11 protein-coding genes and 1 rRNA gene are annotated in these 11,829 nt (G+C 68.3%); 7 read left to right on the plus strand and 5 right to left on the minus strand.

The window, feature by feature from the left end:
* Complete coding sequence (locus AB1I47_RS18990) at window positions 1-1,611, plus strand: MFS transporter (protein WP_354685288.1); 1,611 nt, start codon at window positions 1-3, stop codon at window positions 1,609-1,611.
* Window positions 1,612-1,796: 185 nt separating this feature from the next.
* Window positions 1,797-2,627, plus strand: a complete 831-nt coding sequence (locus AB1I47_RS18995) for an IclR family transcriptional regulator (RefSeq protein WP_354685289.1) — start codon at window positions 1,797-1,799, stop codon at window positions 2,625-2,627.
* Window positions 2,628-2,651: 24 nt separating this feature from the next.
* Here AB1I47_RS18995 and AB1I47_RS19000 read toward each other — a convergent pair whose 3' ends face one another.
* On the minus strand, window positions 2,652-3,479 hold the full coding sequence (locus AB1I47_RS19000) for a phytanoyl-CoA dioxygenase family protein (RefSeq protein ID WP_354685290.1): 828 nt from the start codon (window positions 3,477-3,479) through the stop codon (window positions 2,652-2,654).
* Between the two features lie 281 nt (window positions 3,480-3,760).
* Here AB1I47_RS19000 and AB1I47_RS19005 point away from each other — a divergent pair, with 281 nt between their 5' ends.
* From AB1I47_RS19005 to AB1I47_RS19015, 3 genes are read left to right on the plus strand one after another with little or no spacing between them, the layout of a single operon-like run.
* Entirely contained in the window at window positions 3,761-4,687 is a 927-nt protein-coding gene (locus AB1I47_RS19005) for an AAA family ATPase (RefSeq protein ID WP_354685291.1), read from the plus strand.
* Between the two features lie 5 nt (window positions 4,688-4,692).
* Window positions 4,693-5,742: a DUF58 domain-containing protein gene (locus AB1I47_RS19010; protein ID WP_354685292.1), complete on the plus strand. Its 1,050-nt coding sequence runs from the start codon at window positions 4,693-4,695 to the stop codon at window positions 5,740-5,742.
* A complete protein-coding gene (locus AB1I47_RS19015; RefSeq protein ID WP_354685293.1) occupies window positions 5,739-7,718 on the plus strand; it encodes a transglutaminase TgpA family protein in 1,980 nt (659 codons plus the stop codon). Before AB1I47_RS19010 ends, AB1I47_RS19015 begins: the two co-directional genes overlap by 4 nt.
* A 302-nt stretch (window positions 7,719-8,020) precedes the next feature.
* Here AB1I47_RS19015 and AB1I47_RS19020 read toward each other — a convergent pair whose 3' ends face one another.
* Together AB1I47_RS19020 and AB1I47_RS19025 are read right to left on the minus strand one after the other, a co-directional pair.
* On the minus strand, window positions 8,021-8,353 hold the full coding sequence (locus tag AB1I47_RS19020; RefSeq protein WP_354685294.1) for a hypothetical protein: 333 nt from the start codon (window positions 8,351-8,353) through the stop codon (window positions 8,021-8,023).
* Between the two features lie 248 nt (window positions 8,354-8,601).
* Window positions 8,602-10,077, minus strand: a complete 1,476-nt coding sequence (locus AB1I47_RS19025; RefSeq protein WP_354685295.1) for a DegQ family serine endoprotease — start codon at window positions 10,075-10,077, stop codon at window positions 8,602-8,604.
* Window positions 10,078-10,274: 197 nt separating this feature from the next.
* On the opposite strand from AB1I47_RS19025, the gene AB1I47_RS19030 reads away from it, so the two are divergent.
* Both AB1I47_RS19030 and AB1I47_RS19035 read left to right on the plus strand, forming a co-directional pair.
* Window positions 10,275-10,751, plus strand: a complete 477-nt coding sequence (locus AB1I47_RS19030; RefSeq protein WP_354685296.1) for a MarR family winged helix-turn-helix transcriptional regulator — start codon at window positions 10,275-10,277, stop codon at window positions 10,749-10,751.
* A gap of 46 nt (window positions 10,752-10,797) precedes the next feature.
* Window positions 10,798-11,220 (plus strand): organic hydroperoxide resistance protein, encoded by a 423-nt coding sequence (locus AB1I47_RS19035; RefSeq protein ID WP_354685297.1) that lies wholly within the window; start codon window positions 10,798-10,800, stop codon window positions 11,218-11,220.
* A 62-nt stretch (window positions 11,221-11,282) separates the two neighbouring features.
* On the opposite strand, the gene AB1I47_RS19040 is transcribed toward AB1I47_RS19035, so the two are convergent.
* Window positions 11,283-11,561 carry a GIY-YIG nuclease family protein gene (locus AB1I47_RS19040; protein ID WP_354685298.1) on the minus strand — a complete coding sequence of 93 codons (279 nt, stop codon included), beginning with the start codon at window positions 11,559-11,561 and terminating at the stop codon, window positions 11,283-11,285.
* Between the two features lie 141 nt (window positions 11,562-11,702).
* A 5S ribosomal RNA gene (gene rrf / locus AB1I47_RS19045) occupies window positions 11,703-11,816 on the minus strand.
* Window positions 11,817-11,829: the final 13 nt, after the last annotated feature.

Here is an 11,829-nt window from a genome sequence, read left to right on the forward strand (position 1 = left end):
ATGCAACAAACGCCTGTTCAGGCTGCATCGGACGCCCTGGCCCCCGCGCTTTCCACATCGGCTCCGGCAGCCCTGCCTCCCGCCCCCACGCCAGCGCGCCCGCGCATGCAACTCGCCAGTCACCCGGAGATGGGTCACTGGCGACTTTCATTGTTCGGCCTGACGCTCGGCCTGGTGACCGGCATCGACTTCTCTTCCACGCTGATGATGGGCGTGGCGAGCCAGCATATCCAGGGCGGCGTCGGTGCCGCGCCGGAAGATTACCTGTACGCGATCTCGGCCTACGCCGCCACCGCGGTACTGATGAACATGGTGCTCGACCAGGTCGCGCGCCGCATCACGTACAAGCGCTTCACCATGGCGTCGCTGCTGGTGTTCGTGCTGGGGTCGCTGATCTGTGCCGAGTTTGCCAGCCCCACCGGGCTGATTACCGGCAAGGCGGTGCAAGGGCTGGGTGCCGGCGGCCTGTTCGCGGCCTCGCGCATCCTGGTGCAGCTGGTGTCGACCCCGGCCGAGCGTGCCCCGCTGATGCTGCGCTTTGGCGGCGGGGCGTTCTCGATGCTGGCGATCACGCCCTGGCTCACCAGTATTTTCCTCGACGATATCGGCTGGCGCGCGGTATTCCTGTTCCAGGCCGGCATCGCGCTGCCGGTGCTGCTGTCGGTGGCGCTGACCTATCCCGTGCGCGCCCCACGCGACCCGCATCCGCCGGTATCGACGCTGGACTGGCCCGCCGCGATCGCCGCCGCGCTGGGCGCGCTGGTGTTCCTGCACACGCTGCAGGAGATGCGCTATACGCGCTTTTTCAGCGCGCCGGAAATGCCGCTGGCCGCGCTGTGTGGCGTGGCGCTGTTCGCGTTCAGCGCCTGGCGGCTGTATCGCCACCCGGATCCGTGGATCGACTTCTCGCGGCTGGCCGGGCGCCAGTACCTGTACGGGCTGGGCTTCTACACGCTGTATTACCTGCTGTCGTCGGCATGGGCCTTCCTGCTGCCGTCGCTGACGCAGACCGGGCTCGGGCTGACCTTCCGCACCACCTGCATGCTGCTGTCGACCAGCGGCACGGTGTCGGCGATCGGCGCCATTGCCATCACGCTGGGCATGGCGCTGGTGTTCCGCAAGCGGCGCGTGATCGCCATCGGCTTTATGGTCTATGCGTGCGCGGCGATGCTGCTGTCGCTCCAGTTGATGCCGGGCGCGCCCGACTATGCGCTGGTGCCGGTGGTGCTGCTCGAAGGGCTGACGCCGGTGCTGCTGATGGTGCAGGTGGCGTCGATGACCTACCTTGACGTGCCGGTCGAGGACTTCTCGCACGCCTACCAGTTCAAGAACGTCTGCAAGCAGATCGCCTCGGCGATGGGCACCGGCCTGGCCAGCGTATTCATGCAGGACGGGCTGGCACAGCACCGCACGCACCTGGTGGAGCACATCACGCGCTTCAACCCCGTGCTGCAGGCGCCGGACGCGCTGTCCGCGTCGGGGCTCGCCAGCATCTCGCTTGAAGTCGACCGTCAGGCCACGCTGCTGGCCGGCATGGACATGCTGCACGGCTTTGCCGCGTTGTGCGCGGTGGCGGCGGTGTTCGTGCTGGTGCAGCGCAGCTTCCGCTGATCACATCACTCCGGCAACCGCATAACGGTGTGGGAGACAGCATGGTGGCGGCGCTCCGGCGCGGGGCGCCGCCGAACTATGCCTGAGCGCCATGCACCAGGGCCGGCACTGGCGCAAACACCGCATTTCCTCTACCCTTTCGGCCTTTCCGTGCCAATCCGGCGATCCGCGCCGGTGCTACACCGATGGCCAGCCCCAGCGATTCCGATCCCGACGCGCCCAAGACCGCAGACAGCGCCGCCTCGCCCGAAAAGCCGAGCGACAGCTATGTGCAGTCCTTTGCCCGCGGGCTGTCGGTGATCCGCGCCTTCAACGCGCAGCATCCGGCGCAGACGCTGACGGAAATCGCGCAGGCCAGCGGCCTCACGCGCGCCGGCGCGCGCCGCATTTTGCTGACGCTGGTGGGACTGGGCTATGTGCAGGCCGATGGCCGACTGTTCCGGCTGACGCCCAAGATCCTGGACCTGGGCTTTGCCTACCTGACTTCGATGCCGTTCTGGAATCTGGCCGAGCCGATCATGGAGACGCTGTCGCAGCAGGTGCACGAAAGCTGCTCGATTTCCGTGCTCGACGGCACCGAGATCGTCTATGTGCTGCGCGTGCCGGCGCGCAAGATCATGACCATCAACCTGTCGATCGGCAGCCGGCTGCCGGCGTATTGCTCGTCAATGGGCCGCGTGCTGCTGGCGGGCCTGTCCGAGCCCGAGCTCGACAGCGTGCTGCGCGCCAGCGAACTGCGCGCGCGCACCAGCCGCACCGTGACCGATATCAACGCGCTGAAGGCCATCGTCGCCGACATCCGCAAGCGCGGCTGGGCGCTGAACGACCAGGAGCTGGAAGAAGGGCTGGTGTCGCTGGCCGCGCCGATCCGCAACCGCGCCGGCCACACCATCGCCGCCATCAATATCAGCGGGCAGGCCAACCGAACCAGCGCGCAGGAAATGCTGGAGCGCTTTTTGCCGCCGCTGCTGGAAGCCTCGGAGAAGATCTCCGGGCTGGTCGGGCTGCGCACCTGAGCGCAGCCGCCGCGCCGGAAAGAATCAGCCAGCGGTCGGCAGCGCCACGCTGCCGAACTCGGCCGAGCGCGTGCCGTCCAGCGGCCGGTTGCTCGCGCCAAAATACGCGAACGCCACCGACAGCTTGACCGCATTGGATTCATTGCGCCCCGCCGCATGGAACAACCGGCTGTCGAAGCACAGCACGTCGCCGCGGTGCAGGGCCAGCGGCTGCGCGGCCTGCAGCAGGGGCTGGCTGGCCGGGTGGGCCTCGATCAGGAATTCGGCCGGATCGAGCTGGCCCGGCTCCAGCTGCGCCTGGTGCGAGCCGGGGATGACGCGCAGCACGCCGTTGCGCTCGTCTTCGTCGCCCAGCGCCAGCCACACCGTCACCAGCTCCGGCTTGGCAAACGACCAGTAGCGCGTATCGCGGTGCCAGCCGGTCTGGCTGCCGTAGTGCGGATGCTTGGTCATCACGCAGTTGTGGTGCGCCAGCGTGATGCACGCCGGCTCGCCCAGCAGCGCCTGCACCACCGATACCAGCCTGGAGTCGGTGGCCCAGCGGCGGAACACCTCGTTGCGCCCGTAGGCCTGGCGCAGCCGCCTGACGGTGCCGCCACCGACGGCATCGCGCGCGGCCGGCGCGCCGGGATAGCCAAGATCCGCCTCGAACTCCACCGGCGGCACCACTGCCGCCAGGTGCTCGCGCGTCACCGCCTCCAGTTCGGCGCAGGTCGGCTCGCCGGCAAAGCCGCGCAGGATCACGAAGCCATGGGCGCGAAAGGCCTGCGCCAGGCGCAGCAGCGCGCCGGTATCGGCGCACAGGACGGAGGAGGCGGGCAGGTCGGCGGGGCAGTCCAGCGAGGCGGTCATTGCAGCGGGCAGCGAAACAGGCGGCGAAACAGGCGGCGAAAAAAGCAGGCGAAAAGAGACAGCAGGGGCCGCGGTGGCCCGACAGTCCCATGATGCCAGAACCGGCGCGATCTGGCGCAAGCGGCACGCGCAAAGCCGGCCCCCACTGGCGCGGGGCGCGCGCCGTCTGCGTACGGAAACAGACGGTGCCGCGCGCTCACGGCGCCGCTACAATGCGCTGATCATCGCCCCCGCGTCCGCTGCCTCCCTTTCTTCCACTTCTCTTCGCGCCGAGGTCCCACGTGACTGCTCGCCCACGCATCGTCGCTTCCCTGGCCGAGGCCCATGCCCGGTTGTGCCGCATCGTTCTCGGCAAGCCGCAGCAGGTGCGGCTGGCGCTGGCCTGCATGCTGGCGCGCGGCCACCTGCTGCTGGAAGACGTGCCGGGCGTGGGCAAGACCACGCTGGCGCACGCGCTGGCGCGCACGCTGGGTCTGCAGTACCAGCGCGTGCAGTTCACCAGCGACCTGCTGCCCGCGGACCTGATCGGCGTGTCGGTGTTTGTGCGCGAGGCGGGCGAGTTCCGCTTCCATCGCGGCCCGGTATTCGCGCAGGTGGTGCTGGCCGATGAGATCAACCGTGCGCCGCCCAAGACCCAGAGCGCGCTGCTCGAGGCCATGGCCGAGCGGCAGGTGACGCATGACGGCACCACGCACGCGCTGCCGTCGCCATTTTTCGTCATCGCCACGCAGAACCCGCTGGAACAGCTGGGCACGCATGCGTTGCCCGAGTCGCAGCTCGACCGCTTCACCATGCGGCTGTCGCTGGGCTACCCCGATGCCGCGTTCGAGCGGGTGCTGTACCTGGGCGGCGGCAGCGCTCCCGATGCCATGCCGGTGATGGATGGCGGACAGGTGCTGGCGTTGCAGCAGGCGGCGGAGCAGGTGTATGCCAGCCCCGCGCTGGTCGATTATGTGCTGGCGCTGGTGCAGGCCACGCGCCGCCACGGCGCCTTTGCCGCGGGCTTGTCGCCGCGCGCGGGCCTGGCGTTGCTGGCCAGTGCACGCGCGTGGGCGCTGCTGGCGCAACGCAACATGGTGCTGCCCGAGGATGTGCAGGCGGTGTTCGCCGCGGTGGCCGCGCACCGAATGCTGCCCGCCGGTGCCGCCGGGCCTGCCGCCATCGCCGGCGAGCTGGCCGCGCTGCTGGCCGGCGTGGCCATCCCCTGAACGCCATGGCGCGCGATCCGGGGGCGGCCGCGCGCGCGGGCGGACCTGGCCGCTGGCTATCCGGCGCCGGCAAGGGCGTTGCCCTGCTGCGCACCCGCGCACGGCGCCCGGTGGGCGGCACGGTGGTGCTGGACCGGCGCCACCTTTACATCCTGCCCGCCCGCGGCGGCCTGGGTTTTGCCGCGCTGCTGGCCGCGATGCTGCTGACCTCGCTCAACTACAACATCAGCCTGGGCTTTGCGCTGACCTTCCTGCTGGTCGGCATCGGCATGTCGTGCATGTGGCTGGCCTACCGCAACCTGCTCGAACTTGCCGTGGCCGCCGGGCCAGTGGCGCCGGCCCATGCCGGGCAGCCGGCGGTGTTCCACTTGCGCGTCGACAACCGCGACGCCGGCGCGCGCATCGGCATCGAGGCCCGCGTGCCATCACTGCCGGACGTGGCTGCCGCCGAACTGACGCTCGACGGCCATGCCAGCGGCACGCTCGCGCTGCTGGTGCCGGCCGTGCGCCGGGGCCGGCTGGTGCTGCCGCGCGTAGTGCTTGCCAGCCGCTTCCCGTTCGGGCTGTTCCGGGTCTGGAGCCATGCCGACCTGGAAATGTCGACTTTGGTCTATCCCGCCCCCGAGCAGGATGCCCCGCCGCCGCCGCCCGTGCATCGGCCCGACGAAGGCGACGCGCTGCACGCCGGCGCGATGCACAGCGACGACGGCATCGACCAGTTGCGCCGCTACCGCAACGGCGACCCGCTGCACCGCATCGCGTGGAAGCACAGCGCGCGCACCGGACGGTGGCTGAGCCGCGCCGGCGATCCGCCGCAGCGTCCGGCGCGCTGGCTGGACTGGCACGCGATGCCGGCGGGCATGGACGCGGAAGCGCGGCTGTCGCGGCTGTGCGCGTGGCTGTTGACCGCAACCGATGATGCCGAGACCGGCCTGCGGCTGCCCGGTTTTGAACTGGCGCCGGCGCGGGGCGCGGCGCATCGGCGCGCCTGCCTCGAGGCGCTGGCGTTATGGCCGCAACGGCCTGGCTCCGCGCGTAAGGGGGGCGGCGCGTGAAACCGGTCGCGCGGCCGCTGCGGCACGAGGACCATGGCATGCTGCTCGGCCAGCTCGCGCTGGTGCTGGCGCCACAGGCGCGCACGCTGCCGGTGACGGTCAGCGTGCTGCTGGTGTTGCTGCTGGGCTGGCGCTGGCTGCTGTGGCGCCGGCGCGCGCCGCTGCCGTCGCGCTGGATGCTGGGCGTGACCGCCATGCTGGTGCTGCTGGTGGCAAGCGCGCTGGCCTGGCAGGCGGGCGCCGGCATGGGGCGCGATCTCGCGGTGGCGCTGCTGGGCGCCTTCGTCATCCTCAAGCTGCTCGAATGCCGCGCGCTGTCTGACGCGACGCTGGTCACGCAGCTCTCTTTTTACCTGCTGCTGACGCTGTACCTGTCGGACCAGCCGTTCTGGCTGGCGCTGTACAGCGTGGCGATCGGCGCGTGGGTGCTGCGCAACTGGCTGCTGCTGCACCACCCCGAAGCGCGCAGCAAGCTGGCGATCTGGCCGCTGCTGGGGCGCATGGCGCTGCTGGGGCTGCCCTGGGCGCTGGCGCTGTTCGTGCTGTTCCCGCGGCTGGAACATCCGCTGTGGCGGTTGCCACAGTCGGCGCCGACGGGGACCACCGGCATCAGCGACACCATGCGGCCTGGCAGCGTGGGGCAGCTGATCCGCTCACAGGCGGTGGCGCTGCGCGCCGAGGTCACCGGTGCGCCGCTGCCGGCCGCGGCGCTGTACTGGCGTGCGCTGGTGCTGTGGGATTACGACGGCACCACGTGGTATCCGGCGCGCAACCGCCAGCAGCAACTGGTGCCGGCGCCGATGCCTGCCGCTGCCCCGGCGCACGGTATCGACTACAGCATCACGCTGGAGCCAAGCCAGCAACGGTGGCTGTTCGTGCTGGATCGCGGGCAGGCGCTGGCGGCCGGTGTGGAGTCAGCCCTCACGCCCGACGGCGAATTCCTGGCGCGGCGTCCGGTGGAGCAGCGCATCCGCTACCGCGCGCAGTCGACGCTGGCTCCGGCGCCCGAGGCGCTGACCCCCGCCACGCGCCGCCTCGCGCTGAGCTTGCCGGGTGGCAATCCGCGTGCCCGCGCGCTGGCCGCGCAATGGTCCGAGAGCCATGCCGACCCCGCCGCGCGCGTGCAGGCCGCGCTGCGGCTGTTTGCCGCCGCGCCCTTCGCCTACACCTTGAATCCGCCGCCGCTGGGACGCGAGCAGGTCGACAGCTTTGTGTTCGACACCCGGCGCGGCTTCTGCGAGCACTACGCTGGCAGCTTCGTGTTCCTGATGCGCGCCGCCGGCGTACCGGCACGCGTGGTCACCGGCTACCAGGGCGGCGAGTACAACCCCATCGGCCAGCACTATGTGGTGCGCCAGTCCGATGCGCATGCCTGGGCCGAAGTCTGGCTCGACGGCCGCGGCTGGGTCCGGGTGGACCCGACCAGCGCGGTGGCGCCGAGCCGGATCGAGCAGGGCCTGGATGCGGCCATTGGCAACGAAGCGGCGACGTGGCGTCCGTCGCAGCAGCCGGGGTGGCTGCAGGACCTGCGCTGGGCCTATGAAGGCCTGGTCTATACCTGGCAGCGCTGGGTGCTGCAGTACGATCATGCGCAGCAGGCGCGGCTGCTCGACACGCTCGGCGCCGGCGCCGGCGCCGGCCAGCTTCTCGCTGGCGCGCTGGCGCTGCTGTGCCTGCTGGCGCTGGTGCCGCTATGGCGGCGCCGCGGGCCGGCGGATCCGCTCGAGGCCGCCTACGCGCGCTTCTGCGGCCTGCTGGCGCGCCACGGCTGCGAGCGCGCGCCAGCCGAAGGCCCACAGGATTATGCGGGCCGCGCAAGCATCCATCTTCCGCACGCGGCCGAGGCCATCGCGGCTGTCACGGCTGCCTATATCGACGTGCGCTACGGCAAGGACGCGGCATCGCGCCGCGAGCCGGCAGTCGCCACGATGCGCGCCGGCATCCGGCAACTGGCCGCTACGCTGCGCTCCCGTTAAGACGCTGGCGAGGCTCGGCTCCGACTGATTGCGTGCGAGGATCTCGATCGGCTGATTGCCGTGCTGGCGCTGGGCGCGGCAGCGTTATGCGGGTGCAGCGGCGGCTGGCCTGAAGCACGGCGAAGGCATCGCACAGCGGGCTGCGCGGATCATGCGGGACGGCTTCCTGGAGGCTGCGGAGAACTGGCGCGGAACTGCTGCGGGAACTGTTGCGGAGGGACTGCTGGAGATGCGAAGGCGCCGCGGCGCGATGGCGCGGACGGTCGCAGTGCCGGCGGATGCGGCACCGGCGAAGTACCTGCTCAGAACAGCGAAAGCTGGCGCATGCCGAAACCGATCGTTTCTTCGACGCGCGCACGCGCGTGGGCCAGCGAGCCTTCCGCGCCAGAGTAGTTGCCGGCGGCCCAGTGGTAGACCACGGGAATCTCGCCGCGCTCGGACAGGCGCACTTCGCCAAGCTTGTCGCCGCGTTCGTTGCGGTAAAAGTGCGATCGGTAGCCGCGCTCCCAATGCGGGGCGACCATTTTCTTGCGCCGCCGGGGCTTCGGCGCGGAGCCGGCAGCCGACGTCGTGGACGTCAGTCGCCGCGCTCGATCGGTACCCGGCGTCGTCGCACGGGTGAAATCCAACTGCATAGACTTCCTTTTTGTCGATTCAGCAGAACCAGGGTCGGCGGGGGCTGCCGCCGCATGCTTCGTGCATCGCAGTCGAGATGATACCTGTTGGCGCGGCTTCTGTAAGTAGTTCGTTGCGCTGAATGCCGCCTCAGGCAAGGCTTAGCGGGCCGTATACCCCTCCAGGTATACGGCACGTATACGGTTAACTTCGTCGTCAAAGCCTTGCCAGTTAACGGCTTGCGGACAGTCAGCGTTGCCGGCTGCGATCAACCCAGATCGAGCGGAATAAAGATGCGGGCATCGTCGCGCTGCACCAGCAATGCCACCTGCTTGCCCGATTTCGACACCAGCGACTTGAGCTGCTCGGCCGAGTTGATCGGCGTGCCGTTCAGCGACAGGATCACGTCGCCCGGCTGGATGCCGACGCGCGCGGCGGGACCGGTCACGTCCTCGACCACCAGGCCGCCATCGATGCCGCTGTCGCGCTTTTCGGCAGGCGTCAGCGGGCGCACCGCCAGGCCGAGCCGGCCGCTCGCCTCGTTGCCGCCGCCCTTCTGCGCCACCGCCTGGTCCCTGGCCGTGCCGACCTTCACCGACAACGTCATCGGCTCGCCCTTGCGGATGATCTTCAGCGTGCTCTGCGTACCCGGCTTGATATCGGCCACGTGTTCGGGCAGGTCGCCCGAGTGGTCGACCACGTCGTTGTCGATCTGCACGATCACGTCGCCCGGCTTCAGGCCCGCGCGCGCGGCGGGGCTGTCGGGCTCCACCGAGTTGACCAGCGCGCCGGTCGGCTTGGGCAGCCCGAACGACTGCGCCAGCGCCTGGTTGACCTCCTGCACGCTGATGCCCAGGCGCCCGCGCGTGACCTTGCCGTGCGCCACCAGTTGCTGTTGCACCTTGGTCGCCACGTCGATCGGGATCGCGAACGACAGGCCCTGGTAGCCGCCGGTCTGGCTGTAGATCTGCGAGTTGATGCCGATCACTTCGCCGCGCTGGTTGAACAGCGGACCGCCCGAGTTGCCAGGGTTGACCGCGACGTCGGTCTGGATAAACGGCACGTAGGTGTCGTCCGGCAGCGAGCGTGACTTGGCGCTGACGATGCCGGCGGTGACGGTGTTCTCGAAACCGTACGGAGAACCGATCGCCAGCACTGGCTCACCGACGCGGATGCGCGACGGATCGCCCAGGCGCACAGTGGGCAGATCCTTGGCGTCGATCCGGATCACGGCGACGTCGGTCTGCGGATCGGTGCCAAGCACCTTGGCCTTGAACTCGCGGCGATCGGTCAGCTTGACCGTGACTTCCTGCGCGCCGTCGACAACGTGCGCGTTGGTCATGATCACGCCGTCGGGGCTGACGATAAAGCCCGACCCGAGCCCCCGCACCAACTGCGGCTGGCCGTTCTGCGGGCCCTGGAACTGCGGACCGAAGCGCTTGAAGAACTGGAACAGCGGATCGTCGGGATCGATGCCCGGCGGCAATTGGGCTGCCGTACGCTGCGCGCGCGCGGTGACGCTGATATTGACCACCGCCGGGCCGTACTGTGCCACGATGCCGGAGAAGTCCGTCGGCGCGGCAACCGCAGCCGCCGGCTGTGCGGCAAGGGGGGCGACGGCGGCGGACGTAGGGGCCGCATAGCCCGGCGTGATGACCTCCTTCTGCAGATAGGCATAGCCGCCGCCCAGGGCGGCCAGGGCCGCGATACCGACGGCCGTGCGAACAATGGTCTGGCGCATCATGTTGTCGTCCTTTCGTTAAGCATCCGGCGTCGGCATGTTGCGACGCCACGAGACCATGCTAACGATGCAGACTTAAAACAGACTTAAGGTTTGGCGGGGCCGATAGTAGTGAACGGGCCGGCTCACCACATTCCGTCGCTTCGGAGGAAATTGTAAATTTACATTGCGAACAATCTAATTGTGTCTAATATATCGACATGGAACGCGACGACGACCCCGCTACCGACTGGCTGCTCCTTGACCGGCAACTGTGCTTCGCCTTGTATTCAACTTCACTGACGATGACAAAGTTGTATAAGCCGCTGCTGAGTGAGCTCGGACTTACTTATCCGCAGTACCTGGTAATGCTGGTGCTGTGGGAGACCGACACGCTGACAGTATCCGAGCTGGGCGCCAGGCTGGCGCTGGATTCCGGCACGCTGACGCCACTGCTAAAGCGGCTGGAGTCGTCCGGGCTGGTGACGCGCACGCGCGATACCGCCGATGAACGTCGGGTGCAGGTGCGCCTGACGGATGCCGGCAGGGCGTTGCGGCAAGCCGCCACGCGTATTCCCGAACAGATGTTGTGCGCCACGCAATGCCCGGTCGAAGAGATCCAGGCCCTGACGCAGCGCCTGCATGCACTGCGGTCCTCGCTTGAACAAGCGCGAACCGATTCCAGCCTGCCGGAATAACGGCAAGCGTTGATGCGCCCCCTCGGGCAACAAACCGGAGCCTTAAATGAAACTCGAAAAAGTCGTTTATACCGCCCATGCCACCGCCACCGGCGGCCGTGACGGCCGTGCCGTCACCTCGGATGGTCGTCTGGACGCCAAGCTGGCCGTGCCGAAGGAAATGGGCGGCGCGGGAGACGGCCTGAACCCGGAACAACTGTTCGCAGCCGGTTATTCGGCCTGCTTTATTGGCGCCATGCGCTATGTCGCTGCCCAGCAGAAAATTACCGTCCCGGCCGATGCGTCGATCGAAGGCGCGGTCGGCATTGGCCCGATCCCGCAAGGCTTCGGCATCCAGGTCGAACTGAAGATCTCGCTGCCCGGCTTCGAGCGCGAAGCTGCGGAAAAGCTGGTCCAGGAAGCCCACAAGGTATGCCCGTACTCGAACGCCACGCGCGGCAATATCGACGTGACGCTGACCGTGGTCTGATACGCCGCAGCTAAAGCAAAACGGCCAGTGGTACTGGCCGTTTTTTATCTGGGCTGGTCGATTTACTGGCTCGGTTCTGCCTGCGCCAACTGAGCGCAAAAAGCGCGCTTTTGCGCCGAACTCATTCGTTTTATTTCAATTTCCGCTTTCAGCGCGTCGGACTTGGTGTCGAAACGGAGCTGGCCCATCACACGTATCGGCTTGCGCGATCGCGTGTATTTTGCGCCTTTGCCGGACACATGCTCTGCAAACCTGCGGGCGACATCGGTGGTGATTCCGGTGTAGATGGAATCGCCGCTGCATTCGAGAAGATAGAGATACCAGGCGCAGTCGTCCGGCATGGAATGGCGTAGTGGGAAGTCAGCCGTGATGGTATTACGCTTGCGCGGCACCGGCGAACAAATATGAGCGCATCACGGCTTTTTGCCCGCCGCCAAAGCAAAAACCCCAGCCTTTGTGGGCTGGGGTTCTGCGGTATAAGAGCCTGGCGATGACCTACTTTCACACGGGTAATCCGCACTATCATCGGCGCGGAGTCGTTTCACGGACCTGTTCGGGATGGGAAGGGGTGGTTCCAACTCGCTATGGTCACCAGGCATGAGGGGTTGC

Origin of the sequence: Cupriavidus necator, assembly GCF_040578825.1 — a bacterium.
Lineage (GTDB): Bacteria > Pseudomonadota > Gammaproteobacteria > Burkholderiales > Burkholderiaceae > Cupriavidus > Cupriavidus necator_E.

Excerpts from the sequence above, each read along its gene's own strand:
- AB1I47_RS18990 (WP_354685288.1), top strand. The coding sequence starts at position 1 with ATGCAACAAACGCCTGTTCAGGCTGCATCGGACGCCCTGGCCCCCGCG.
- AB1I47_RS18995 (WP_354685289.1), top strand. The coding sequence starts at position 1,797 with ATGGCCAGCCCCAGCGATTCCGATCCCGACGCGCCCAAGACCGCAGAC.
- AB1I47_RS19000 (WP_354685290.1), bottom strand. The coding sequence starts at position 3,479 with ATGACCGCCTCGCTGGACTGCCCCGCCGACCTGCCCGCCTCCTCCGTC.
- AB1I47_RS19010 (WP_354685292.1), top strand. The coding sequence starts at position 4,693 with ATGGCGCGCGATCCGGGGGCGGCCGCGCGCGCGGGCGGACCTGGCCGC.
- AB1I47_RS19020 (WP_354685294.1), bottom strand. The coding sequence starts at position 8,353 with ATGCAGTTGGATTTCACCCGTGCGACGACGCCGGGTACCGATCGAGCG.
- AB1I47_RS19025 (WP_354685295.1), bottom strand. The coding sequence starts at position 10,077 with ATGATGCGCCAGACCATTGTTCGCACGGCCGTCGGTATCGCGGCCCTG.
- AB1I47_RS19030 (WP_354685296.1), top strand. The coding sequence starts at position 10,275 with ATGGAACGCGACGACGACCCCGCTACCGACTGGCTGCTCCTTGACCGG.
- AB1I47_RS19035 (WP_354685297.1), top strand. The coding sequence starts at position 10,798 with ATGAAACTCGAAAAAGTCGTTTATACCGCCCATGCCACCGCCACCGGC.
- AB1I47_RS19040 (WP_354685298.1), bottom strand. The coding sequence starts at position 11,561 with ATGCCGGACGACTGCGCCTGGTATCTCTATCTTCTCGAATGCAGCGGC.